The 24,084-nt window shown below is 53.3% G+C and carries 22 protein-coding genes; 13 read left to right on the forward strand and 9 right to left on the reverse strand.

The window, feature by feature from the left end:
* Window positions 1-149 precede the first annotated feature (149 nt).
* The 13 genes from NTX59_05705 to NTX59_05765 all read left to right on the forward strand — a co-directional run bounded on the left by NTX59_05705 (window position 150) and on the right by NTX59_05765 (window position 11,715).
* Window positions 150-1,604 carry an NADH-quinone oxidoreductase subunit L gene (locus NTX59_05705; protein MCX5785163.1) on the forward strand — a complete coding sequence of 485 codons (1,455 nt, stop codon included), beginning with the start codon at window positions 150-152 and terminating at the stop codon, window positions 1,602-1,604.
* Window positions 1,601-3,466, forward strand: coding sequence for a proton-conducting transporter membrane subunit (locus tag NTX59_05710; protein ID MCX5785164.1), 1,866 nt, complete (start codon window positions 1,601-1,603; stop codon window positions 3,464-3,466). Before NTX59_05705 ends, NTX59_05710 begins: the two co-directional genes overlap by 4 nt.
* Window positions 3,466-4,896 carry a complex I subunit 5 family protein gene (locus tag NTX59_05715; protein MCX5785165.1) on the forward strand — a complete coding sequence of 477 codons (1,431 nt, stop codon included), beginning with the start codon at window positions 3,466-3,468 and terminating at the stop codon, window positions 4,894-4,896. Before NTX59_05710 ends, NTX59_05715 begins: the two co-directional genes overlap by 1 nt.
* A complete protein-coding gene (locus NTX59_05720; protein ID MCX5785166.1) occupies window positions 4,893-5,375 on the forward strand; it encodes a hypothetical protein in 483 nt (160 codons plus the stop codon). The genes NTX59_05715 and NTX59_05720 overlap by 4 nt, the downstream gene beginning before the upstream one ends.
* Complete coding sequence (locus NTX59_05725) at window positions 5,372-5,680, forward strand: NADH-quinone oxidoreductase subunit K (protein MCX5785167.1); 309 nt, start codon at window positions 5,372-5,374, stop codon at window positions 5,678-5,680. The genes NTX59_05720 and NTX59_05725 overlap by 4 nt, the downstream gene beginning before the upstream one ends.
* Window positions 5,681-5,686: 6 nt before the next feature.
* Window positions 5,687-6,022, forward strand: a complete 336-nt coding sequence (gene ndhC / locus NTX59_05730; protein MCX5785168.1) for an NADH-quinone oxidoreductase subunit A — start codon at window positions 5,687-5,689, stop codon at window positions 6,020-6,022.
* 9 nt (window positions 6,023-6,031) lie between these two features.
* Entirely contained in the window at window positions 6,032-6,466 is a 435-nt protein-coding gene (locus tag NTX59_05735; GenBank protein MCX5785169.1) for an NADH-quinone oxidoreductase subunit B family protein, read from the forward strand.
* Window positions 6,467-6,481: 15 nt separating this feature from the next.
* Complete coding sequence (locus tag NTX59_05740) at window positions 6,482-6,982, forward strand: NADH-quinone oxidoreductase subunit C (GenBank protein ID MCX5785170.1); 501 nt, start codon at window positions 6,482-6,484, stop codon at window positions 6,980-6,982.
* On the forward strand, window positions 6,982-8,175 hold the full coding sequence (locus NTX59_05745) for a nickel-dependent hydrogenase large subunit (GenBank protein MCX5785171.1): 1,194 nt from the start codon (window positions 6,982-6,984) through the stop codon (window positions 8,173-8,175). The genes NTX59_05740 and NTX59_05745 overlap by 1 nt, the downstream gene beginning before the upstream one ends.
* A gap of 104 nt (window positions 8,176-8,279) precedes the next feature.
* Window positions 8,280-9,245: an NADH-quinone oxidoreductase subunit H gene (locus tag NTX59_05750; GenBank protein MCX5785172.1), complete on the forward strand. Its 966-nt coding sequence runs from the start codon at window positions 8,280-8,282 to the stop codon at window positions 9,243-9,245.
* Window positions 9,242-9,646 carry a 4Fe-4S dicluster domain-containing protein gene (locus tag NTX59_05755; protein MCX5785173.1) on the forward strand — a complete coding sequence of 135 codons (405 nt, stop codon included), beginning with the start codon at window positions 9,242-9,244 and terminating at the stop codon, window positions 9,644-9,646. Before NTX59_05750 ends, NTX59_05755 begins: the two co-directional genes overlap by 4 nt.
* A 96-nt stretch (window positions 9,647-9,742) precedes the next feature.
* On the forward strand, window positions 9,743-10,819 hold the full coding sequence (locus NTX59_05760) for a mechanosensitive ion channel family protein (protein MCX5785174.1): 1,077 nt from the start codon (window positions 9,743-9,745) through the stop codon (window positions 10,817-10,819).
* Entirely contained in the window at window positions 10,816-11,715 is a 900-nt protein-coding gene (locus NTX59_05765; protein ID MCX5785175.1) for a peptidyl-prolyl cis-trans isomerase, read from the forward strand. Before NTX59_05760 ends, NTX59_05765 begins: the two co-directional genes overlap by 4 nt.
* Before the next feature lie 132 nt (window positions 11,716-11,847).
* Here the strand turns inward: NTX59_05765 and NTX59_05770 are convergent, their stop codons facing one another.
* The 9 genes from NTX59_05770 to NTX59_05810 form a co-directional block, all read right to left on the reverse strand.
* Window positions 11,848-12,579: a hypothetical protein gene (locus NTX59_05770; GenBank protein MCX5785176.1), complete on the reverse strand. Its 732-nt coding sequence runs from the start codon at window positions 12,577-12,579 to the stop codon at window positions 11,848-11,850.
* 24 nt (window positions 12,580-12,603) lie between these two features.
* Entirely contained in the window at window positions 12,604-13,428 is an 825-nt protein-coding gene (locus tag NTX59_05775) for a hypothetical protein (GenBank protein MCX5785177.1), read from the reverse strand.
* Between the two features lie 3 nt (window positions 13,429-13,431).
* The gene (locus NTX59_05780) at window positions 13,432-14,100 is read right to left on the reverse strand and encodes a hypothetical protein (protein ID MCX5785178.1); all 669 of its coding nucleotides are present in this window, start codon (window positions 14,098-14,100) and stop codon (window positions 13,432-13,434) included.
* Between the two features lie 48 nt (window positions 14,101-14,148).
* A complete protein-coding gene (locus tag NTX59_05785) occupies window positions 14,149-15,465 on the reverse strand; it encodes a hypothetical protein (protein MCX5785179.1) in 1,317 nt (438 codons plus the stop codon).
* Between the two features lie 102 nt (window positions 15,466-15,567).
* Window positions 15,568-16,581 carry a PorV/PorQ family protein gene (locus NTX59_05790; protein MCX5785180.1) on the reverse strand — a complete coding sequence of 338 codons (1,014 nt, stop codon included), beginning with the start codon at window positions 16,579-16,581 and terminating at the stop codon, window positions 15,568-15,570.
* Entirely contained in the window at window positions 16,578-19,166 is a 2,589-nt protein-coding gene (locus tag NTX59_05795; protein MCX5785181.1) for a fibronectin type III domain-containing protein, read from the reverse strand. Before NTX59_05795 ends, NTX59_05790 begins: the two co-directional genes overlap by 4 nt.
* 71 nt (window positions 19,167-19,237) lie before the next feature.
* Window positions 19,238-20,878, reverse strand: coding sequence for a hypothetical protein (locus NTX59_05800; GenBank protein ID MCX5785182.1), 1,641 nt, complete (start codon window positions 20,876-20,878; stop codon window positions 19,238-19,240).
* Window positions 20,879-21,033: 155 nt separating this feature from the next.
* Complete coding sequence (locus NTX59_05805) at window positions 21,034-21,753, reverse strand: class I SAM-dependent methyltransferase (protein MCX5785183.1); 720 nt, start codon at window positions 21,751-21,753, stop codon at window positions 21,034-21,036.
* Window positions 21,754-21,767: 14 nt separating this feature from the next.
* Window positions 21,768-24,044 carry a hypothetical protein gene (locus tag NTX59_05810; GenBank protein ID MCX5785184.1) on the reverse strand — a complete coding sequence of 759 codons (2,277 nt, stop codon included), beginning with the start codon at window positions 24,042-24,044 and terminating at the stop codon, window positions 21,768-21,770.
* Window positions 24,045-24,084 lie beyond the last annotated feature (40 nt).

A 24,084-nucleotide genomic window follows, 5' to 3' on the forward strand; every position in this document is an offset into this window, starting at 1 on the left:
CGGAACAATTATCACAAGGGCCGAAAGGCCTGCCGCCTACCGGGTCGAAAGGGACGCTGTTCAGGGAACCCGCATGCGGCCTTCCCTGCGCAATTTGAATGTCGTCATTTCTTTTTGTTACAATTTTAACTAATAGGATAGGAAAAATTATGGATCAAACACCCTCAAACCTGAATCTGATATTCGCCCTGAAAACAGCGGTAGCGGCGCCCATACTGGGCGCTTTTTTAATACCTTTCGCCAAAAAGATATCCGTCACCGCCAGGAATACTTTAGCCGTGGCATTAGGCCTTGTCACTTTTATCGCGGCCGCCTGGCTTCTGCCGAGCGCCATGAACGGCATGGTCACGAACTATTCCCTTTCGTTCCCGCTCGGCTTTGACTTCGTCCTCTCGGCCGACATGCTTTCCGTTTTCATGGCGGTCATTTCCTCTTTCGTAAGTTCCATAATACTTATCTATTCCGTGGATTATATTTCCCATTATGAGAACCAGACCGAGTACTACACCATGGTGGTGCTGTTTCTGGGCTCAATGATGGGGCTGGTGTTCTCGGCGAACATGCTTTGGATGTATGTGTTCTGGGAACTCACCGCGTTCGCCAGCTGGCGGCTGGTCGGTTTTTTCCGCAGCGACCGGGACGTGCTGAAAGCCAATAAGACTTTTCTGGTAACGGTCTTCGGCGCGCTGTGCATGCTGGCCGGCATCCTGCTGGTTTATTTCGACAAAGGCTCCATGGACATGCGCCTGCTTCGCGGCGAAAATATTTCCATGCTGGCGGCCTCTCTGATACTTATCGGCATACTGGCGAAGTCGGCCACTCTGCCGTTCTCAACCTGGCTGCCGGACGCCGGCGTCGCGCCGTCCACGGTAACCGCGCTGCTGCACGCCGCGGTGCTGGTTAAGATCGGCGTTTACGCTTACGCGAGGATCTTCGGAGTTACCTTTGTGGCGGCGCCGGAGTTTTCGCAGGCCGTGCTTTGGATAGCCGGCGCGAGCGCCATTGTCTCGGCGGCCGCGGCCCTGGTGGAAAAAGACATTAAGCGCATAATCGCTTATTCCACGGTAAGTCAGATAGCTTTCATCTTTCTGGGACTGGCCTCGGGCAGCAGAGTCGCCTTCATGGGCGGACTTCTTTACATACTGATGCACAGTATCGCCAAGGGCGGCCTGTTCCTGTGCGCCGGCATAATAGAGCAGAAAACCCATAATAAGGATATCACTAAAATGGGCGGGTTGTTCAAAACCATGCCGGTAACGGGCATTTCTTTCGCGCTTTGCTCGCTTTCAGTGATGGGCATACCGCCTTTCGGCGGTTTCTTCAGCAAGTTCCTTGTGTTCAAGGGCGCCACGCAGAATGGAAGCCTGGGAGTGGTTCTTATGTTTTTGGCCGGCGCGATCATGACGCTTTTATACCTGACCAGGATGTTCTACCTGGTGTTTCTGGGAGCGGAAAAACCGGATTCTCCGTACGAGGGCTCTACCGTGATGGTAGCAAGCGTGTTCGCGCTCGCCCTTATAGGCCTGTCGCTCGGAGCTCTGATCTATTATCCGTCCTATTATGTTGACCTGCTCATAAACCAATTAGGGGTGAACCTCCAATGAACCTTTTACTCATACCCATAGTTTTGCCGCTGGCCTCGGCTCTGCTTGTCCTTCTTCTCCCGGAAAAAACAAAATACCTGAAAGAGCTGCTTACTTCCGGAGTAACGGCGGTCTGCCTGCTCGCGGGCGTTTCAACGCTTTTTTCGGCTCTTTTCGGCCAGACCATAACCCTTGATCTGCCCTGGGCCGGCGCGGGCCTTAACTTCACGCTAAAGGCGGACAATTTAAGCTCATTTCTGCTTTTATCCGTTTCATTTTTCTCTTTCCTTATATCTATATACGCTTTCAGCTTTGAGAACAAAGGCGGCGCGAAGTGGTTTTTCTTCAACCTGCTGATGACACAGGCGTTCGCGGCGGGCGCCGTGCTGTCCGATAATCTGCTGGCGCTCCTTTTCTTCTGGGAAGGACTTCTGGTATTCCTTTACACTTTCATCGCCCTCTCACAGAAAACCGAGGCGGCAAAACGCACGGCGAAAAAGGCTTTTCTGATAAACGCCGTAACGGACCTCTGCCTGCTGGTCGGAGTTACCATAGTCGCCTGCATATCCGGCTCGATGAATATGACCGTGATCGCAAGCGCGAAACTTACCATGAACGGCTGGGCGGGATTCGCCTACGTGCTGATGATGATAGGAGCGGTTTCAAAAGCGGGAGCTTTTCCTTTCCATACCTGGATCCCCGACGCCGCCACCGACTCAAGCGCCCCTTTCATGGCTTATGTGCCCGCCGCCGTGGACAAGCTGCTCGGCATTTATTTTCTGGCCCGCATAAGCGTTTACCTGTTCTCCCTTAACGGCGCCATGCAGCTGGTGCTGATGACGCTCGGCGCGGTAACGATACTCGCGGCCGTGATGATGGCTTTCGTGCAGACCGATTACAAGCGCCTGCTCTCTTACCACGCCGTAAGCCAGGCCGGCTATATGATACTCGGGATCGGCACCCTTAACCCCATAGGCATAGCGGGCGGGCTTTTCCACATGCTCAATAATGCCGTTTACAAATCCTGCCTGTTCATGACAGCCGGCGCGGTGGAGAAAAGGACCGGCACCAACGACCTGTCAAAACTGGGCGGGCTCTTCAGAGCCATGCCCGTGACCGGAATTTGTTTCGTAATAGCGGCGGCCGCCATTTCCGGCATAGCCCCCCTGAACGGTTTCTTTTCAAAAGAAATGATCTACAAGGGAACACTCTCCACGGGATACACGGTGTTTTTTTGGGCGGCCGAGGTGGGCTCTTTCCTGACACTGGCCTCTTTCCTTAAACTGGGCCACGCGGCCTTTTTCGGCAAACGGGCCGGCGATCTTACGGAGGTCAGGGAAGCGCCGTTCTCGAACCTGCTGCCCATGGCCATACTTGCGGCTCTGTGCATCGCTTTCGGCTTCGGCGCCGCATTGCCTATAAACTGGCTGATAAGGCCGGCCATGTATACCCTTAACCTGCATACCCCCGTGCTTTCGGGCTTCCACCCCGACGAGCTTTACTGGCTCTCCCTCATAGTTATACTCGCGGCGGTCATCAACCATATTGTCGGCTACACGCTTTCAGGCGGCAGGGCCTGGAAAGCCTCCGACCATATACACAACGCTCCGCTGCTTGCCGGGACCTACGCTCTGGCGGAAAAGCGTTTCTTTGACCCCTACGAGCAGGCGATGCGCGCCGTACCCTTCGTGGCGGCGGCGATCTATAAAATAGACCGCTTTTTTGACTACCTTACCGACGCCCTGCCCTCGAGCCTTGGCGGAATGTTCTCAGGCGCCTCCAGCCGCCTGCACAACGGCTCTTACCCGCTTTATATGGCGCTTACCATAGCCGGCGCGCTTGTTTACATCTTTATAACCGCGAACTACGGAGGGATACGATAATGGAAAGAGGTCTGCTTGCTTACATTTTGATCCCGTTATTAACCGCCATCATCATCCCTTGCGCCGCCAGGAATAAACCGCGCCTCGCCGATATTCTGGCCAATGTCACCCTGCTCGCGGGACTCGCCAATCTGGCCTGGCTGCTTTTCACCCCGGCGAACATCGCAAATTCTTTTGCGGATATTCCGGGCGACGGGTTCTCGCTGCTGATGGTATTCGCCGTTTACATGGTGGCTCTCGCCGTGGTTTTCTTTTCAGCGTTCTTCGCCGGCCCTATGCCTAACCGGCAGGCCTATTACTGTCTTATTATGACCTCGGTGGCCGCCATGTGCGGCGTGGTAACGACCTCCGACTTCTTCACGCTGTACATCTACATTGAAGTGCTCGCGGTAACTTCTTTCGCCCTTATTACCACTGACGACACCTCGGCCGGCCTTGAAGGCGCCATAAAATATTTCCTGCTTACGTTCCCGGCTTCGGTCTTCATAATAATAGGGCTTTCCCTGCTGCTCCTGTCTCTGGGCAGCTTTTCATTTGAAAGCGTAAAGATATTTTTGTCCTCCGGCATGTCAGGAGGGGCGGTGCTTTTTGCCATGGGCCTGATACTGCTCGGCTTGCTTATAAAGGCGGGCATTGTCCCGTTCCACACCTGGACGCCCGACGCATACCAGGGCTCTTTCTCACCGGTATCGGCGTATCTGGCCGGCATAGTGACCAAAGTTTCCGGCGTTTACGCCATAATACGTATCTCCATGCTTATGCGGTTTTACGAAGGCAGGGCTGACGCTCTTGCGAACACGCTGATGTTTTTGGGCATGCTTTCAATAGTCGTGGGGGCCGTTGCGGCCCTGCGCCAGAAAGAGCTGAAGCGCATGCTTGCGTTCTCAAGCATCAGCCAGTTGGGCTACATAGTGCTGGCGGCGGGACTCGGCACTCCGCTTGCCGTAATAGCCGCCATCTTTCACCTGTTCAACCACGCCACTTTCAAAACCGTCCTGTTCCTGAACAGCGCCAGCCTTGAGTACGCGGCCGGCACAAGCGACATGGAAAAACTGGGCGGCATGGAACACGCCATGCCCTGGACTTCCTGGACCTCGGTCGTAGCTCTTCTCTCCACGGCGGGCATACCGCCGCTCTCAGGCTTCTGGAGCAAGCTGCTTATTATAATCGCGCTCTGGGCGGGGGGAGCTAAAGTTTACGCCATGCTCGCCCTGCTGTTCAGCATCGTCACGCTTGCCTATTTCATGGTAATGCAGAAGAAAGTTTTCTTCGGCAAAAAGAGCGAGGCCGCCGAAGCCGCAAAAGAAGTTTCCGCCCCGATGCTGGCCCCGGTGGTGCTGCTGAGCGCCGTTATAGTTGCGATCGGGCTGTTATTCCCATACTTCTACACTTACCTGGTTGAAACGATCGCAAAGAGGATGATTTTATGACCTACCACACGCTGCTGTTCATGTTGACCGCAGTTTGCGCCGGGACCGCCGTTATGGCGGGGGACCTGCTTATAGGCGCTATTATGCTGGCCCTCGTAAGCATAGGTACCAGCCTTATACTTTTTGATTTCTTCGCGCCCTGGGCGGCGGTTTTCGAGCTTTCGGTTTGCGCGGGACTGATCACGGTGCTTTTCGTGGGCGCGGTCAGCCTGGTGCGCGGCAGCGCGGACGCCGACGCGCGGAGCCGTATAAAATTCATGGTCCTGCCGCTCGCGGCGGCCATGGCGGCCATAGTCCTGTGGTTTACCGTTCCGGCCTTCTTTGAAGCGCTTTCCGCGGGCGCAAAGATCGCCTCGGGCAACAATCCTATAGGCATAACCCTTTGGGACATAAGGCGGGCAGACCTGCTTGGCCAGGCGGCCATACTCGCGGCCGGAGTTTTTGTTATCAAATCCATATTTCCGAGGAAAGCCAAATGACCAACTTCTTCGCTCTTGACTGGTATTTTATAGCCCTCATCCTGTTCATAGGGCTTTACTGCATGCTGGTTTCGCGCAGCCTGCTGCGGCAGCTTATCGGCCTTGAGATCATGTCAAAAGCCGCTCTGCTTGCCGTTATTTCGAGCGGAGCTCTTACGAACAATCTCAGCCTCGCGCAGGCCGTCATAATCACCATGATAGTGATCGAAGTGGTGGTGGTGGCGACGGGGCTCGCGCTTCTGGCAAAAAATTTCAGGATAAACAAATCGGTGGATATCTGGGACCTGAAAGGGCTGAAAGGATAAAATAAAATGAACATACTGCTTTCACCGCCGGTGGCGTTTATAATAACCCTGCTGTTCATCATGTTCGTGGCCGAACTGCTTACACCGCTTGCTCCGGCGCCCAAAACCGCGCCCGGTTCCGGCAAGAACAAGCCCTACGGCTGCGGCGAAGAAGTGAGCGAGCAAAGAGTGAGCCCGGACTACCAGGGTTTCTTCCCTTTCGCTATTTTTTTCACGCTGCTGCATGTGGCGGCCCTGATGATAGCCACCTGGAGCTTCAACCCCATTTCCGCCGGGATCGCGCTGGTAGTCGGCTACCTTGTGGCCATAGCGGTTATACTTGCAATACTCTTTGTGGGCTGAAAAATAATTATGAAAACCATAGACAAACTCGTACTCTGGTCCAGGCTTAAGTCGCCGTGGATACTGCATTTCAACTCGGGCGCCTGCAACGGCTGCGACATAGAAATAGTGGACGCCCTTACGCCCAAATATGATATTGAGCGCTTCGGCATAGTTTTAAAATCCACGCCCAGGCACGCCGACGTGCTTGTGGTATCGGGGCCGGTCACCCTCCAGCAGGTGCCGCGCCTGAAACGCATCTACGAGCAGATGCCGGAACCTAAATTCGTGCTGGCCATAGGCGCCTGCGGCTGTTCGGGCGGTGTTTTTAACGGGTGTTATTCGGTAGTGCCCGGCGGACTTGACCAGGTGCTGCCCGTTTCGGCGTATATTCCCGGCTGCCCCGTACGGCCCGAGGCCATAATAGACGGCGTGGTGAAACTGCTTTCAAGCCTTGAGAACTGAAGTTTAAGGAAAATTATGAGCGAATTTATAAAAGAAGAAGAGCTGAAAAAACTGCTTGAGGACAAATTCGGAGCGGGGATCGGCGCTGTAAATATCCAGCGCGCGCGCAGGGTATGGCTTGAGACCGCGCCTGAAAAACTGGCGGGGGTAATTGAGTTCCTGAAGACCGCGGGCTATGATCATATCTCCACCATAACCGGTTTTGACGAGGGGGAAAACCTGGGCGCTTTTTACCACGTCACCGACACGCATATTATAGCCACTGTAAAAGTTAAAACACCCCTTTCCTCCCCGAAACTTCCCACGGTCACGGGGATATTCCCGAGCGCTATTTCCTATGAGCGGGAGCTTGAGGACCTTCTGGGCATAAAGATCGAGGGACTGCCGCCCGGCAGACGCTACCCTTTGTCCGATGATTTCCCGAAAGACCAGTATCCCCTGCGCAAAACCTGGAAAACCGCGGATTTTCAGGCCGCGGTAAAAGCAGCCGCTTCTAAAACTCCGGAGGCGAAATAATGTCAAAGATAACCATACCGCTGGGCCCGCAGCACCCCGCCCTTAAAGAGCCGGAAAATTTCATGCTGGTATTGGAAGGCGAGCAGATAGATAAAGCCACCATAAACCTGGGCTACAACCACCGCGGCATGGAAAAAGCGGCGGAGGAACGCAATTTCATACAGAACATGTACCTGCTTGAGCGGGTCTGCGGCATCTGCTCGCATTCCCACACCACCTGCTATGTGACCAACGTGGAAGAAGCGGCCAAGGCCGAAACGCCCGAGAGAGCGAAGGCCATCCGCGTGCTTATAGGCGAGCTTGAGCGCGTTCACAGCCACCTGCTGTGGATAGGCGTCGCGGGCTACGAGATGGGCTTTGAAACGCTTTTCATGTACACCTGGCGCGACCGCGAGCAGGTGCTTGACTGCCTGGAGCTCCTGTCCGGCAACCGGGTGCATTACTCCATAAACACCATCGGCGGCGTGCGCCGCGACGTCACACCGGAACAGAAAGCCGAAGTATTAAAACGGATAAATTTCCTTGAAGAACGCACCAACTATTACATAAAAGTGGCCCTCGAAGAGCCGACGATCAGGGCCAGAACCGCCAATGTGGGCAAACTGCCGCACGATGTGGCCATAGAGCGCGGAGCTGTGGGGCCCACGACCCGGGCCTCGGGTGTCAAACGCGATGTGCGCAAAGACGACCCCTACCTGATATACGACAAGCTGGATTTCAACGTTATTACCTCCGACGCCTGCGATGTTTTCGGCCGCCTGGTGGTCAGGGCGCTTGAGCTGATGGAATCCTACAAGCTCATAAAACAGGTTATAAATTACCTCCCCGAAGGGCCGATAACCGTAAAAGTGCCCGCCAGGATCGCTCCGGCGGAAGTAGTCAACCGCTACGAAGCGCCGCGCGGAGAGGACATCCATTATCTGAAAACCAACGGCACCGATAAACCGGAAAGGCTTAAGGTCAGGGCTCCGACGCTTGCGAACCTCCAGTCCGTAGTCTATATGCTAGAGGGCGGGTGGCTGGCGGATGTGCCGCTTGTGATAGCCGCCATTGACCCCTGCATGTCCTGCACCGACAGGGCGATGGTTTACGACCGGAAAACAGACAAGACGCGCATTTACGACTGGGAAGATCTGCGCAAGCTGGGCATAGAAGCCTACAAGCGCAGGGGCGTTGATTTCAGCAGGCTGTAAATAAGGGTAGCGGGCATAGGGCAGAGGAAGGGAATAAGGAACTCCTTCCCTAAACCCCTAACCGCTAGTCCCTAACCCCTGAGTTTAAACAAGGAAAGAAAAACATGCACACAGATTCTTTACTGACGTCGATGGTTTATCTTATTATTTTCCCCGGCTTTATATTCCTTACGGCCTACGGGCTTTTTTTGCAATGGGTTGACCGAAAGCTCTGCGCCGCGATGCAGAACCGCATGGGCCCGCCCTGGTATCAGACCACGGCCGACCTTATAAAACTGCTGGCCAAGGAGACCATCATCCCCGACGCCTGCGATAACGCGATGTTCAGGGTGCTTCCATATTTCGCGATAGCGGCGGTAATTTCAGCGCTGATGCTTATACCGCTCTGGAAAACGGAATCGCTTTTTATGCCTTTTCAGGGCAACATGGTAGTGGTCGTTTATCTGCTTACCATACCCACGGTCACTTTCTTTTTAGCGGGCTGGAGCTCCGCAAGCCCCTATTCGACCGTGGGCTCCATGCGCGTACTCACCCAGCTGTTCGCCTATGAAGTGCCACTGATGCTCTCGATAATCGGGCCGGCGATACTCGCGGGGTCGTGGAACCTGTCCGAAATCTCGGCGTTTTTCGCGGGGCACCCGGCGCTTATGGCGGCCCAGCTTATAGGCTTTCTGGTAGCGATCCTGGCGCTCCAGGGGAAACTTGAGCGCATGCCTTTTGATATTCCGCACGCCAAAAACGAAATAGTGGGGGGGCAGTTTACCGAGTATTCGGGCCGCCTGCTTGCTTACTTTAACCTTGCCGTTGATATGGAGCTGGTGGTGGGAGCGGCGCTTTTGAGCGCCGTCTTTTTAGGCGGGGCCTGGGGCCTTCACGGAGCGGCGGGACTCGCGCTCTTCCTTATAAAAACGCTTGCCGTCACTTTTCTGCTCGCTCTCTTAAAAGTGCTTATGGCCCGCATACGCATCGAGCAGATGGTTAATTTCTGCTGGAAGATACTCGCGCCGATGGCCATGGTCCAGATACTTTTTGACATCTTCCTTAAATCCCGTATAGGACAATTACCATGACACTGAAACCCGCAAGGATGTTCTCCGAAGTTATCACTCATCTTTTTAAAAAACCTTACACAAGCAGGTATCCCTTTGTGCCCGCCAAGGTAACGGAGCGTTTCAGGGGCCGCATAGATTTTGACTCCGCAAAATGCATAGGGTGCCAGCTGTGCGTGCGCGTGTGCCCGTCAAAGGCCATAGCGATCCCGCTTTCCGCCGAGCAGCCGGCTCCGGTCCCGGCGGCGGAGGGACAGGCGCCCGTGCCCGCCAGGAAAAAATTTGACTGCATTATGAAGCTCGGCAGCTGCGTTTATTGCTGGCAGTGCGCCGAGACCTGCCCCAAGCAGGCCCTTATAACCACCCAGGACTTCGAACTGGCCCAACTGGACCCGGCCAAGCTTGTAAGACATTACAAGTAAGACAAGTCTCAAGTCTCAGGTCATAGGTTTCATAACCTTCAGCCTATCGCCCTCTCCTTATTCCCTTCGCCGCCATATTTTATCTATAATTTTCTTATGAGCGCTGATTTCCTTTATTCCGGATTCATGCAGACCAGTTTCTGGGGCAACACGCTTTATTCTTACGCTTACGCCGTCATATTTTTCCTTGTCATCCTCGGACTCTTATATTTCCTTAAAAATGTGATCATAGGCCGCCTTAAGGCGATGGCCGAAAAGACCGAAACGGACCTGGACGATCTGGCCGTGGAACTGCTTTCCAAATTCCGCTGGTTCGAATACCAGTTGCTGGCTTTTTACCTGGCAGTCCGCCATTTAGACAGGAATCCTCTGTTCAATAAAGCCCTTAATCTGATACTGCTTATCGTTTTCACCTACAAGGCGATACAGATCATTCGTCACCTGATAAATTACTGGATAAATAAAGTGGCGGCTCAAAGGAATCTTTCGGGCACGGCAAGAGTTTCAGTAGTGAACAGCACGCAGATAATCCTGAATATCGTGGTATGGGTGGCAGCGGTCCTTTTCGTGCTTGATAACCTTGGGGTGAATATTTCAGCCGTGCTGACGGGGCTGGGCATCGGCGGCGTTGCGGTGGCTTTGGCCGCGCAGGCCATACTGGGCGACCTCTTCAACTTTTTCGTCATTTTGCTTGACAAGCCCTTTAATATCGGCGATTTCGTGGTCTCGGACAATATTTCAGGCGCCATAGAGCATATCGGGCTTAAATCCACCCGTATACGCAGCATAAGCGGCGAAATAGTGGTGATCTCAAATTCAAATCTTCTGGCCTCGCGGATAAAAAACTTCAGGCATCTGACCAAACGGCGTGTGGCTTTCAAAACCAGCGTGGCTTACCGGACATCGCCGGAACGTTTAAAGCGGGTGACCGCCCTTATAAAAGAAACCGTGACCGCGCAAAAAGAGGCGGAATTTGAGCGTTCCAATCTTGCGGCTTTGAGTAATTTCTCGGTGGATTTTGAAACGATTTATTATATCAACAGCCCCGATTATAACCTGTATATGACCTTGCATGAACGGGTATTGCTTGGAATTATGGACGCTTTCGCGAAAGAAGGGATAGAAGTCGCCTATTCTACCCCCACCCTTTCTATAACTAAGGAGGACATATGAAAAAAACACTGTTCTTTACCATGTTGTTAGCGGGCTTCACAGCCACGGACATCGCCATAGGCCCGTGGCAGGCCAGTGGCACAGCCGCCGCCTGGGCGGCCGGGCCCAAGGCCCTGGTCACAGTAAACGGCAAGGCCATAACCGCCGACGAGCTTACAAAGCGCCTTTGGTGGCAGCATGCCGCCCAGGGTCTCACCGACCTGGTGGACGAGCGCCTGTTGCTGGACGAGGCCGCGCGCCTGGGAGTGAAAACGGATGAAAAGGAAGCGGATAAAAAGCTTGAGGCTCTGCGCGCTAATTACAAGAACAAGGAGGAATTTCAAAAAAGCCTCAAGTCCGTGAACTGGAGCGAGCAGGACCTGAAAAACCTTTTACAAAACCAGATCCTCCTCAGGAACACCGTGCTTGCGGCGAGGAAAATAGCGGTAACGGATGAAGACGCCAAAAGCTTCTACACTAAGAATAAGGAGCGCTTCAATACGCCCGAATCCGCCAGACTCCTTCAGATATTCGTTACTACTAAGGCCGAAGCCGAGGACGCCTACATGGCGCTCGCGGCCGGGGCTGATTTTGCCAAGCTCTCAAGCCTTAAATCCACGGACGCGAACCTTAAGAAAAACGGCGGGAGCCTGGGCTTCATCGCGAAAGGCATGCTGCAGCCGGAACTTGAAAAAGAGGTTTTCGCGTTAAAGCCGGGCGAATATACCAAACCCCTGGCAACCGGCACCGGATACAGCATACTGAAGCTGGAAGAGTTAAAACCCCCGCAGGAAGTAAGCTATGAAACCGCCAAGGAAGACATAAAGGCGGCCCTCGTAAACCAGGCTTTATCACAGGAAATGCCGAAGTTGATAGCCGAACTGCGCGCAAAGGCAAAATTGGAAGTAGCCAAGTAGGGAAGCAAGGCTTCAGGCTGAAGACTGAAGGTCCGAGACGGACCGGAACCATCCGGGTTTTTAGAGTTGAATAAAGAATAAAAAAAGGCGGGATTGCTTTAAAGCAATTCCGCCTTTTCAATTACTGAATTACTAGGCCTCTTCTTCACTGACAACTTTAGGCCTGCCGGTAACCGCCGCGTGAACCAGGAAGTATATAACCATGCCGATAAGAATGATCTGCGTGGCGTAGAGGTAATTGGCCCCTGAGAAGGTGTAGAGCGTGTCAAAACGGCCGTACAAAAGCGAGAATCTGGCCATTACGGTGTTTCCGAATGCCGCGCCGAAGTAGATCATCAGGAAATAAATACCGAAGTTGGACACTTTTTTTATAGCGCCCGTATGCTCGATCGAGAAGAAAAAATAAACCAGAACGCAGATAACGCCCACCGCCACGACAAGAGAATTGAACACCGTCCACGCCGACATCCCCGCGAGGTTCACGAAAGGCTGTATGGTGCCGCCTATCTGGTTGATAAAATCGGTGGCAAGTCCAGCCGGTATCGCAAGGCCCGAGCCGTAGCCCATAAGAAAAGTGAAGCCGTAGCGGGAAATCCACGAAATTTTCGGGATGAACTGGGTCACCAGCGAAATCCCCAAAAGCGAGGGTATAATAACCAGCCAGTCGTGGTTCATGATCGGCGTCCAGACCTTGGGCTGCAAAACGCTGAAGATATAAACCTGAAACCACCAGCCCATGCCGGCCCCCAGGTAAAGGTGCTCGGCTATTTTAAAGAACGGGTTATCCTTGTAAAGGAAACTGAAAAGGAATATAGTCAGGCCGGCTGAAACCCAGGCGCCGGCTATAAGTAAAGTGTCGGACATAAGCGTGCACGCTCCTTCGGAAATTTAAAGATACTTCAGTATGAACATCGCAATATTGGAAAAAATTATCAAAATCACTACCATCACATGGGCCAGGCTGAGCGCGTCGATGCCGGAAGTGCCCTTACCGGGCATCTTTATAAGATACTCATACTCCGCGGCGCCTTTCATGCCGCCCAAAAGCCCTCTAAGCTGTTTCTTCTGCAGATACGGACCGTAGCCGGGCTGGCTGATGGCGGTAACGCCCCCGATCACTGGCACGCCGTATTTATCGCCCACATAAGCCACCCAGACATCCAGCATGGCTGTGCCGGTTATGTCCACTATAAGCGCCATATTCTTGTAATTTTTAACGCCCTGCATCACCGGCATTGACTTCGCGTCCTTCCCGTCCTTGTCCTTGTCATAAATCACATACAGGTCGGAAGCCATCTGCGTCATTACGGCCACGGCGTTGGGCTGATACGGGAAAATAACGTAGTCTTTGCCGTATTCCTTTTTTAATTCACCCGGCACGGTTGAGAAGATCTGCTCTATAAGACCGGTAGCCCCGGCTATATAGGTGACCACGCCCACACGCAAATTGTTTTTGAAGGCGTGGCGTATCATGGCTATGGCCTGCGGGTGAAGCTCCGGGCTCGTGGAAGGGTCGTAGTCAAGCGAGAACAGCACGAAAGAACCCGCGGGCAGCTTATCCATGAAATCATAAGCGTTCTGCGAATCCCTTGCGATCTTTTTATTTATCAGGCCGAGCGGCCGCATGATGGCCGCGAACAGCACCAGCGCCAGCGCCAGAAAGATCCAGCGCCTGTTGATTTTCAGCATTCCCTCAAGTTTTTCTTTCAACATAAATTAATCCTTGCCCAGGTATTGTCTTTCAATACCGAAAATTATTTTAAGCGAGGTTACCACCGCGCCTATGGCTATGCCTATCATAATGCCGCGCTTGCCCGCCACGGCGGGCACATGCATTATCCAGTCTACCACGTCGGAAATGCCGCAGCTTGTCCAGCCGAGCAGCTTGTCCCATATTATCTGGCCAAGCGGCACATTGCCGAGTATAAGGATCATGGCCGCCACAAAAAGCACAAAAGCCTGCAGCGATTTTATCCTGAAAGATTTATAGGCGGTGGAAACTATGTAAAAAGCCAGCACCGCGAACATCGTGGCTGAAAGCGGGTTGTATATGTATTGGAAAGCCCAGCCAAGCCAGGTGAGGCTGGCCCCGTTCATATTCTTGCCGTGGCTTATGCAGGCCGGCACGGCTATGGCAAGAAATCCGATGTAAACAAAAAGGCTGTAGCCCCAGCCATCGGCCTTGCGGCTTATTTTGGCGTAATGGGAATAAAAAAGGCTTATAAGTCCAAGGAAAAACGCGAAGGCCGACACGATATTTTCCCATTTATTCATGGTTTCAAGAAAGTCAACCGAGGTCTTATGCGGCACATAATAGGAAAGCAGCGTCAGCATGCCGAAAACGAAGACTATCGCCAAAGGTATATATTTTTTTATCAGTTTCATAAATTCCCAGACCCGCTATTAGCCATTTGCTATTTGCTATTCACTGTATTAATAAGCCTTGAAGAGGTTATCTATCACGCGCGTCAAGGTGGTCCAGTGCAAAAGTCCGCCTATGGACACAAGGATAACACCCACGGTCACGGACAACATCACCACCAGTTTGCCGAAGTCCTGCGCTTTAAGCGCGCTTAAAAGCATGGGCTCCTTTGAAAGGTAGGCGCCGGCGGCGTAAAGTTCCTCTCCTATCAGCGTATAATCGCAGGCGGTAAAAAAGAAAGGCAGCTGCGACTCGGAGTCGGTGCCGGCTATCTGTATGGCGCCGGTGGTCGCGCCCACTTCCGCAAGCAGCAGGGATTCCGCCATAAAGTAGCCTATAAAGAAGCAGGCGGCGGGTTTTTCACGCGAGATCATGCCGTCCACGGAAGCGGCGTATGAAAACTGGTCGGAGCTGATGAACTGGTTGATGTCTTCCCTGTAGGAATCGGGGCGGCCGGCTTCAAGGAAAGCCTGTTTAACCACCTCTTTTGACACCGTCATCACTATCGGGTCGTAATGGGGAACTTTTATGGTGCTGTCATACTGCGCCACTTTCTTGGAGACCTCGCCCAGTATGAATGTGGACGCGATGGTGGAAATGGTGCTCATGCCGCCGATGCCGGGCACGTAAAAGATCGGCTTGCCCATTTCGGTGGCGCGGCCTATGGCTTCGTCTATGGCGTCAAGGCCCGCTATGCGGCGGATGAACAGCCCTTTCTTCTTCGCGTGGGAAACCGCCCAGAAAAAGACTATGGTGACAAGTATCAGCAGCACCAGGTTGTTCAACCTGTCCAGGCGGAACCAGTTGCTCGCCGTCGCGCTGGAAACCGTTCCGCTTTCCAGTACGGCCGTGCCGCTCGTTTTTGAGACCTTAAATTGGAACACGGGCCCGTCCTCAAAATCGCCGAAATAATTATTGAGCTCAACTTTAAACGCATAAACCTTTTCATGCGCTTTCCAGGCCCAAAAAGGCAGATGCATATGTTTTGACATTCTTTCGCCGGATGGGAATTCCACCGCCTGTATCCAGCCTCCGGTTTCAAGGCTTGAGACAAAAACCCGGTAAAGCGTACCTTCCGGGGCCGCGGTATCAGCGTCCCATGTAAGCAAAGCCGTTCCGCCGGAATCGTAAGGCATATCCTGGGCCTTAAGCCCCGCTATGGGGGTCAGGACGGGTTTAAGCGCCTGATTATCCGCCTTGGCCGTTTTATGGGCCGGCGGTTTCTGGGAGAGCTTCTTCAGGGGGGCGGCGGGGGCGGCAAAAACGGAGGAAGCGGTTAAAAACAATGTAAGCAGCAATAAACTGAATTTGGTTTTATTATTTAGCATAGCTGGTATAATATACACATTTTCCCCTTCATCGGGCAAGAAAATTCAACAGAAATTTCAACAGAATGCCGGGATTATCCGGGAGAAAAACCTTTTTCAGGCTCATCGTTGTTGCAGCGCTTTTTCCTGTTTTCCGCCGCCGATGGTGATGGAAATCCTGTGAGTGCAGCCAAGTGCGCCGAATGGGAGGAAGGCATAGTCCAGCGCCGCGCGTCTAAAAATAATTCCGACCCCGGCCGAGAGTCCGGTGAGTCCGCTTATGCCTCCGAGAGTCCTTGAATTGAACCCGAGCCTTCCCGCGAGCTTCAGGTCATCGCCGAAAAAGGTTATATATTCCGCCCCCAGACCGGCATATGGTTTATTGTCGCGCGGAAAGTTGACGTCAAAGGCGGCCAGAAATTTTCTTGTTACAGAAAATGAGCTTCCCAGTTTGATATTCAAAGGGAGAGCATCCGACTCCCTGTCGAATTTCAGACTACCGCCCACATTCTGGGCGATAAAAGCCAGCCTGAGCTTCCGGTTCAAAAGAGCGGGGGAAAGCGCTCCGAAATCCCCGGTTAGCGTTGATGCCGTCCGCGTTAGTCTGGAATGTATATATTTTCCCGCAATACCCGCCTTTACGCCATTGACGTCAAACGCGTAGGCCAGCGAAACGGCGGTGTCAGCCGGCTTCATGTCCTGCCCGGTCTCAAAACCGGAGGAATCAGTCTGAGGAATTGTGCCGGCGCTCAGATACTGCACCGACATACCGAAAGTTCCAATATTCCTGAAAGAACGGGCGAAAGCGGCAAATTCATTGTTCATTTTGCCGAATAGTGACGCATGCGTCATGGTAAAGGAAAAATACTCAATTCTGGCGAGCCCGGCCGGATTCCAGTATATGCCGCTCGCGTCATTGGCTACCGCGCAGTAAGCCTCTCCCATCCCTACCGCGCGCGCTCCGGCTCCCAGCTTCAGGAACTGGGCTCCGGAGGTTCCTTTCGCATCGCTGTTGAAAGCGGCGCCGCAAAACACCGGGACGGTTAAAAAGAGCAGGATTGCCGCCCCGGTAAGACGCGGGATAAAACCGCTTTCTTTCAGCTTATCCATCAATGCCGCTGATTTCAGATTTTTCATTTTTCCACTACCAGTTGCAGCAGTTTCTTCTTTCCGCCGCTTTCAACAAGCGCCAGATATACCCCGCTTGCCGCCATTTCGCCGCCCTGGTTCTTCCCGTTCCATCTGGCCATGCCGGCCCCGTCCGCTTTCATGTCTCTGAGAAGCTCTCCCGCGTAGGTGTAGATCCTCACCCTGCTGTCCGGCGGCAGGTTCCTGAAAACAAATTCCTGGCCCGGATTGCGCACGGGCCTCAGGGGATTGGGGCCCACCGTCACGTTTAAAAGACCGCCTGGCGTCGCGCTTTGCATGATCTGGAAAAGCGAGAAATGATTTGTACCGGCTGTAACGCTGTTGTTTGCAAGGTCCGTTACGGAAGGCAGGGCGACCCAAATGCCGTGAGCGTCGTCATACCTTGCGATAACCAGCTTATTCTCGTCAAGCGCCCCCAGGTCGGAATGTCTGTAATACATGGTTATGACGGCTTCTTTCTGCGGCTGAAGATTTTTATCGGCGATGATTTCCACTCCGACACGAACAGGAAGCGCCGTCAGGCTGCCGGTCGCCGGCGGGATCTGAGCCTGCGGTATTCTGGCCGTGATCTGCGCCGACCCTGAAAAACTGCCGGCGGGAATTTCAATTATTATGTCGCCGGAAACACCCGGGAATGTTATTGTTTCCTCGCCGCCGGGATTTACGGTGGACACCGAAACGGCCGCAAACGTGGAGATGCCCACGTTGTCGCAGGCATATATGCCGTCCCCGTTGACGGCGCAGATCGACATGTAATTGGTTGCGCCGAACATAATCCCGCTCAACGACGCCGTTGAACCCGTTACCCTTGAAGTTGTGATGGAGCCTCCAGCCGTCCACCGGCTGATTTCATATACGGTCCACTCGGGATTGGTATTCGTGAGCCACCCGACACTGGCGGAGCTCTGGGTGATTGCGAGCAGGGATAAACCGGCGGGCGAAGCGGCCAGGGTGTAAACTGTGACCGGAGCGGAGGTGGATACGCCCGCCGCATTCACCACAATGCCCTTGCGCGTATAAGCGGTGTTGGTGGAAAGCCCTGTTTCCGTCCAGGCAATCGTATTTGAAACGAGGTTATCCTGTATTATGTTTCCGCCGGAATCGCTTATCCTGTAAAGCTCCTCATCGGCAGAGTCGTTCCAGCTCCATGAGATGGATGTTATGAAGACCCCGGCAGTTGAGAGAAATATATTCCCCGGCGCGGCGCTGAAGGTTCTGGTGCTGACAATGCTGTCAAAACCAGTGACAATGCCCGCGCGGTTCTGCGCGCGCACTTTAAAGTAATATGTTGTTTTCTGGGCCAGTGAATCCGCCAGAAACGAATTTCCCGCCGTCGCGCTTTGTGCCGCTTTGCTGAAACCAACCACCGTATCCCGCCATATCTCGTAGGCTGTATCTCCCGGATTGCCGTTCGCGTCCCAGCCGACAGAAACAGAGATTGAAGAAACCGACAGGATCGATGTCCCCGCGGGCATGTTCGCGAGCGTCGCCGCCGCTCCGAGGTCAAGGACTGCCGTCGGCGCTCCGGCATGGTTTACCGCCGAAACACGGGCATAATAAGTGGTATTGACCTTTAATCCCAAAGCCTGCGGCGTCAGGCTGGTTGTCGTCACCTGTACGGCCGAGGCGAAAGCGGCGCTTGTATATTCCAATAAATAGACAGTTCCCGGCGGATTGCCCGGATCGTCCCAGTTAAACGCCATTGAGGCGGCAGTGACTGAAGTTATCGGTGTGGCTGAGGCAACAGGCGGCAAAGCCAGTGTGCATCGGGATGGAGGCGAGGTGTAAGCATAACTGGTGGAGGCCGTCAAAAGCGCTCCTACGCGGAGATAGTAAGTTGTGTTCGGAGCAAGCGCTTCAACGGTAAGAGCGGTCAGGGAGATATTTGGCGTATATGAAGATTTAATTGCGCCCGTAAAGTCTGATGCGGTGGAAGCTTCCACTATATAGCCGTTGTCCGGATTACCCTGTTCCCAGCTCACAGATATGCTTGAAAGATAAACCCCGGTCACAACAGGGTTGGACGGCGGAACGATCCCGCCGCCGGTTATCGTGCTTCCGGCATTCTTGTATGGAGAGTCGTCTCCCTCCATGTAGCCGGCGGAAACCCTTCCGTAATAGACTGTTCCTGTGGAGAGATGGATAAAGTCAGCGCTGAAGCCTGAAGAAGCTGTGCTGACGGCAGCGCCGGAATAATCGACAGAGGTGGAAATCTGAACCTTATAAATGGTTCCCGGCGGATTGGAAGACGCGGCATCGGACCACGAAACGGTCAGGGAAGAAGAATAGACGCTTTCAAAAACCGCGGCAGCCGGGCTGGATACCGCGCGCGAATAATAGCCCGATTCTATAACCTTGCCCGAGGCCGTCATCATGCCGACTGAGATTTGCCCCGGATTCCCGGCAAGGATCCGCCCCGTTCCGCTTAAAGCATTGGCGCTGACGGCGGCCCCGGTCAGCAGATCGTCGGTGATGACTGAATTTCCCGAAGTCTTCTGCCCGGCGGCGGCGGCAACGCCGGAAAGGAGGGCTTCTCCGAGCAACGCGAGAATCAGAGGTCTTAATCTGTTCATCAACTGTCTTCAGTCGGATTGCTTCCGATTGCCGCCTTTAATCATTCAATCAATATCGGCGAAAAACAGCCTTACGGCTTGGCGCAGCGGGTTCCTGAAAAAGTCGCATAACGCAAAGGAGCGTCATCCGCGCTTATCGCGAAGACTCCGGCTTCTGCTCCGTTGCTCCAATGCCCGCCGCGAAGCAGCGCGACAGGCAGTCCGGTTGACCAGCCCGTGTTGGGGAGGGTGGAAAAAGCGCGGTCGGCCACGTTCCATACATGATCATCGTTGTACGCTGAAGTCGCGCTGTCCCATTCAACTTCGAAATCATCTGTCCATGTTTGTGTGCTGAGCAGACTGCCGTATTGACCCCAATCGCCCACCCATTCCCAGATATTTCCCGCCATGCCTACTGCGCCGTATCTTGATATTTCCGTAGTCGGCACACTTACAGACCAGTCACGGCCATCTGTCTGCCCGTTGCCGGTAGAATTCGTTGTTCCCGCTGCGGCCCCCTGCCATTCAGCGTTGCTCGCGATACGCTTGCCCGCGTTGATACAACATTGCTGGGCTTCAAACCAGGTCATGCCGGTGCTTGCAGGGCCTTTTTTTTGGGAGAGCGCCAGCCAGAAGGGAGAAGTGCTTTGTCCGTTGCCTGAATTGCCCCCAAAAGTGTCATCTATAAGAGTCGTGCCGTTATATCCCGTTCCCAGATCTATAACCCGCACAGGGTACTTGTCTATCCAGTAAGTTCCCACCTTAACCTGTATGTCGTCACAGGCGGTCCCGCCGGACTTGAGGCATTTGTAAGCCGGCATCTTTGGATTGTATTTGTTGTTGATATGCGTGCCGGAAGGCAGGTCTTCGAGTTTCCCGTCAAAATAGCCAATTGAGGTTCCATTGACGCTCCATGTGGCGGGGTCGCCGGGATCTGTCAATCCGCGGGTGTTGGAAGTATCCCTGTAGTATTTCCATGCCCTTTGGTCATTATCCCAGCCGACCCAGAGAGCGTATTGCAAGCGATACGGAGAAGTGCCGTCAAATGAAGGCCACTGGTCATAAGACACCGGGTTAAAATTAGTGGCCCTGATAAATGCCTGGCTTGAATCGGCGCTGTCCGCAACATGCAGTTTAGCCGACGGATTTGCGACGCCTATGCCGACATTGCCGTTTGTTGAAACAACCATGCTATATACCGTGCTTGTCCCTGCCGCCAGGTTATATGCCTGGGTATCGGTTCCTCTCACATCCAGCCTCGCCCCGGGGCTTGCGGTCCCGATGCCGGCATTGCCGTTCGTGACAAACAGCGAAGTTGAAACGGATATTCCGCCTGCGCCGGGCGAGGCTGTCAAAGAATTGGCGTAAGCGGCGGTGGTGCTGTAGAGCGCGTACGGCGAGCTTGTCAGTTTTTCCCTGGGGGAGAATGTATCGCCTTCTACGCTGAGCTCCAGGTACCATTCCCCCGTAGCCAGGCTGACGCCCGCCGGCACGGTGAATGTGGATTTAAAAAGGCCGTTGGCAACTCCAACCGCCTGCGGCCCGGCGGAAACACAGCCGCTTCCGGTGAGCGCGGGACATATCTTTATCTCAACTGTGCGGCTTCCGTTTGCCGGCTGTTCGCTTTCCTTGAGGCGGCCCTGGTAGGTTAGAACAGCAGGCGCCTCGCTATAGGCGGTTTCGCATACCAATGGTAAAGTAAGAACCGGCAGCAAAAGTATCAGCAGTTTCATATATTTGCGCTCCGTTTTGTATTCGAGATGATCGGATATAGGTTTATTGATTTGCACAAAAGCCACCCCGCCCCGGTAATTTTAGCATAAAAAAACCAAGTTAAAAGAGGCTGCTCTCAGCCCGGAAAGTTTGAAGAGAAGATTAAACGCGGAACTTATATTTTTCTGGCAATTACTATCAGATTCATTCCTATCGGCGGCCGCCTCCAGCCCTCGATCCTGGCTATAAGGGGGACGAACTTGTCGAAGATGAGAGGCTGCATGATCGGAAAATGCTTTCTTCTCAGTATTTTTCCGTTAAGGAACCAGCCGAATATTCCCGCAAAGTTGCTGAAGAATATTTTCTCCACGGCAAAACCGCCGCGTTCCACTTTGGCGCGCAGGTCTTTTTTCTCGTATCTGCGGTAGTGGCTCACGTTCTGGTCGAGCGTCCCGAAAAGCCGGCTCAGAGCCGGGACGAACAGCAGCAGATGTCCGCCGGGTTCGAGCAGACCACACATGTTTTTAAGGGCCTTTTCATCATCCTTTACGTGTTCAAGGACATTGACCGCGACCACGGTGTCCACCTTTTTATCCGCGAGAGACATTATTTTGTCGTCGGTAACATCGAAATTATAAAGCTCCATTTCAGGATGGTCTATTTTCAGATGCCTGATAAAAAGCTCCGACGTGTCTATCCCTATCAGTTTGGCGCAGGATTTAAGGAAATACCGGGATAAATTGCCTATGCCGCAGCCGACTTCCAGAACAGTGCGGCCCGCGATATATTCCGCTAAAAGTTCATAGATCCACTTGTTGTAGTTATGGGACACCGCGAATATTTTCAGCGCTTCGTAGCCTGAAATATCTGTCTGGCCGCTTTTTTTGTTCTGCATTTGCCGGTTTTTCCTTATCTGCCCTTCATGATGACTTCGCTCATATAATTAAAGGGAGGAGCGCTCACGGGTTCCCTATTATCAACAAGCTCATAAACCTCTATCTTGTTTATGGGACGGCCCCCCTGGACCTCGTCGTAAGAATAGACCTCTTTAACGTGAGCGGCCCAGAAGTCGTTGAATACGGCCAGCGTCCTGGCGTCGAAATAAAACATCCCGTAATCACGGGCAAGTCTCACGCCTTCAGCCACATTCAGAAGGATATGCGTAAGCCCCTCCGCTTTCATACGCGCGTAAAGCTCGGCTCCGCTGCCCGAAGCCATCGCGTATTCCACCAGAGGCGTCTTATCAAAAGCGGTGCTGATCATAAAATTTTTTTCAAGATATAAACTTCGTCCGTCGCCCACTATGAGCGTTTTTGAATCGGGGGGGAGCTTTTCGTTTATATATTTAATGCCGGCATAATGGCTGTAAGGATAAGTCGGCTGGGTATGACTTAAATAGTCATCCTTTGTGACCTGGCCGAAAACCGGTTTCCAGCGCCCCTGCGAATAAAAAACCAAAGTTGACCAATAAAGGCCGGTCAGACAGAGTAAAAGCACAACGGCTTTAAGGGCGGCCTTAAGCGCCCTGTGTGTGCCGGAAAAAAGATAGGCCGAGATAATAAGCCCGGCCGCGGGATACGCCGGCATAAGAAAACGCACCATGGTGCTGGAGCCCGACCATGTAAGCCATACCGCCAGGAAAAACAGCCAAAGGCTTAAAAGCGGCGCGCCGGCGGGCGCCGCCAACAAAAAACATAGCGGGAGCAGAAAAATAAAAAGCGGCGTAAAATATTCCGAATTCGCCGTTTTACCCATGGTTGCGTTCCATGGCGCCGCAGCCCATTCCGTGATTTTAAATTTTCCCATCTGCCTGCTCTCGCCCAAAAACTTTTTAAGCTTCGCCGGGTCGGTATAGCTGTCCGACTTGAAAACATCCGTCATAGCGGGATAAACGGGGTTGCCGGTATAGGCATAGTTCTTGACTAGCCAGGGGCCTATGAAAAGCGAGGCTATAAGCGTAAAAATGGCCAGATCTTTGACGGCCGCGGAGATGTTTTTCCTCTCGTTGAAAGCGTAAACAAGCATAACGCCAAAGGCCGTAAAAAGCCCCGTATATTTAACGCCCATGGAAAGCCCGGAAAAAACCGCGGCAAGCCAAAGCCAGCGCTTTCCTGCGGCCCGTCCCGCACTTTGGCCCGTTTGGAAAAAGTGCGGGGCTTGTTCCGCTTGGGGCCCCGCCGGTTCCGAAGGAAGCGGCGCGCCGCTGTTTTCGCCGATTCGGGCGTTGTTAACGGTCGTGTTGTGCACCATTACAGAGTAAATGGCAAGGATACTGAAGAATGTCAGCAATATTTCTGTGCCGGCGGACCAGGCGGAGACCATCGTATGGAAGACGGTGTAAAAAATAAGCGCCGCCCACAGACCGGGCCGCCAGGAAAAATACCTGACGCCTATCCCCACGGCCGCGGCTGCGGTGAGTGTTAAAGCCGAGTAGTTAACCAATTTAGCCAGGCTGACGCCTTTAATGAGCAAAGCCGACAAATAAAGCATACCGTGTGTAAGAGGCAGATTGGAAAAAGCGTTATAAGGCATAAGAGTTATTTTATGCTGTATCGCGTAAAAGTTAGGCACAGCCAGGTGATATATAAGCGAGTCGTAAAAAATCTCCGGGGCCAGTGCTCCCAGGAGATTTATCGCCATGGCAAAAAATAATATCGACATGGCCGCCAGGTCGCCCAAGCCGGGGGACGGATGGAAAGGCTCTGTTTTGGGAAGCGGATGCCTGAACAGGTCGTATATCCCGGCGACAAAAAGCAGTCCGAGAGGAACGGCGACCGCCCGGAAATAAAGAAGTTTGAAAATACCCAGCAGAAAAACAAAAACCGATAACAGTCCCATTCCAAGCCCGGCGGAAAACACAGTTTCCTCAAGGGCGTTAAGGAACCTGAAGCCGGAAAGCCTGAGCGCCAGTCTGCCAAGCGCGAAATTGGCGAACATAAAAGCCAAAGCCACCGCTATATTTGAGATATGCTCCAGAACTATTTTAAACCCGCCCAGGGAGTACTGCTGGGGGGAAAGAATGACAAAAATGGAGTGTAAATCGGGCGTGAATACTGAAAAGTAGCTTCTGAGCACTATAAAACCCCAAACGCAGAAAGCCGTCCAGGCCAGCCATCCGGGGAACCTGTCCGCGGCCGGCTGTGCAGCCGCTTTCTTTTTATTTTCCCTGTTTTTATTTTTTGCCATAAACGCACAGACAGTTTAGCAAAAAATCCCGTCCACCCGC

The sequence above is a fragment of the Elusimicrobiota bacterium genome (genome assembly GCA_026388155.1).
Lineage (GTDB): Bacteria > Elusimicrobiota > Elusimicrobia > Elusimicrobiales > UBA9959 > UBA9634.

Excerpts from the sequence above, each read along its gene's own strand:
- NTX59_05790 (MCX5785180.1), bottom strand. The coding sequence starts at position 16,581 with ATGAAAAATCTGAAATCAGCGGCATTGATGGATAAGCTGAAAGAAAGC.
- NTX59_05740 (MCX5785170.1), top strand. The coding sequence starts at position 6,482 with ATGAGCGAATTTATAAAAGAAGAAGAGCTGAAAAAACTGCTTGAGGAC.
- ndhC (MCX5785168.1), top strand. The coding sequence starts at position 5,687 with ATGAACATACTGCTTTCACCGCCGGTGGCGTTTATAATAACCCTGCTG.
- NTX59_05735 (MCX5785169.1), top strand. The coding sequence starts at position 6,032 with ATGAAAACCATAGACAAACTCGTACTCTGGTCCAGGCTTAAGTCGCCG.
- NTX59_05770 (MCX5785176.1), bottom strand. The coding sequence starts at position 12,579 with ATGTCCGACACTTTACTTATAGCCGGCGCCTGGGTTTCAGCCGGCCTG.
- NTX59_05750 (MCX5785172.1), top strand. The coding sequence starts at position 8,280 with ATGCACACAGATTCTTTACTGACGTCGATGGTTTATCTTATTATTTTC.
- NTX59_05715 (MCX5785165.1), top strand. The coding sequence starts at position 3,466 with ATGGAAAGAGGTCTGCTTGCTTACATTTTGATCCCGTTATTAACCGCC.
- NTX59_05745 (MCX5785171.1), top strand. The coding sequence starts at position 6,982 with ATGTCAAAGATAACCATACCGCTGGGCCCGCAGCACCCCGCCCTTAAA.
- NTX59_05760 (MCX5785174.1), top strand. The coding sequence starts at position 9,743 with ATGAGCGCTGATTTCCTTTATTCCGGATTCATGCAGACCAGTTTCTGG.
- NTX59_05810 (MCX5785184.1), bottom strand. The coding sequence starts at position 24,044 with ATGGCAAAAAATAAAAACAGGGAAAATAAAAAGAAAGCGGCTGCACAG.
- NTX59_05710 (MCX5785164.1), top strand. The coding sequence starts at position 1,601 with ATGAACCTTTTACTCATACCCATAGTTTTGCCGCTGGCCTCGGCTCTG.
- NTX59_05780 (MCX5785178.1), bottom strand. The coding sequence starts at position 14,100 with ATGAAACTGATAAAAAAATATATACCTTTGGCGATAGTCTTCGTTTTC.
- NTX59_05800 (MCX5785182.1), bottom strand. The coding sequence starts at position 20,878 with ATGAAACTGCTGATACTTTTGCTGCCGGTTCTTACTTTACCATTGGTA.
- NTX59_05755 (MCX5785173.1), top strand. The coding sequence starts at position 9,242 with ATGACACTGAAACCCGCAAGGATGTTCTCCGAAGTTATCACTCATCTT.
- NTX59_05720 (MCX5785166.1), top strand. The coding sequence starts at position 4,893 with ATGACCTACCACACGCTGCTGTTCATGTTGACCGCAGTTTGCGCCGGG.
- NTX59_05805 (MCX5785183.1), bottom strand. The coding sequence starts at position 21,753 with ATGCAGAACAAAAAAAGCGGCCAGACAGATATTTCAGGCTACGAAGCG.
- NTX59_05795 (MCX5785181.1), bottom strand. The coding sequence starts at position 19,166 with ATGAACAGATTAAGACCTCTGATTCTCGCGTTGCTCGGAGAAGCCCTC.
- NTX59_05765 (MCX5785175.1), top strand. The coding sequence starts at position 10,816 with ATGAAAAAAACACTGTTCTTTACCATGTTGTTAGCGGGCTTCACAGCC.
- NTX59_05775 (MCX5785177.1), bottom strand. The coding sequence starts at position 13,428 with ATGTTGAAAGAAAAACTTGAGGGAATGCTGAAAATCAACAGGCGCTGG.
- NTX59_05785 (MCX5785179.1), bottom strand. The coding sequence starts at position 15,465 with ATGCTAAATAATAAAACCAAATTCAGTTTATTGCTGCTTACATTGTTT.
- NTX59_05705 (MCX5785163.1), top strand. The coding sequence starts at position 150 with ATGGATCAAACACCCTCAAACCTGAATCTGATATTCGCCCTGAAAACA.
- NTX59_05725 (MCX5785167.1), top strand. The coding sequence starts at position 5,372 with ATGACCAACTTCTTCGCTCTTGACTGGTATTTTATAGCCCTCATCCTG.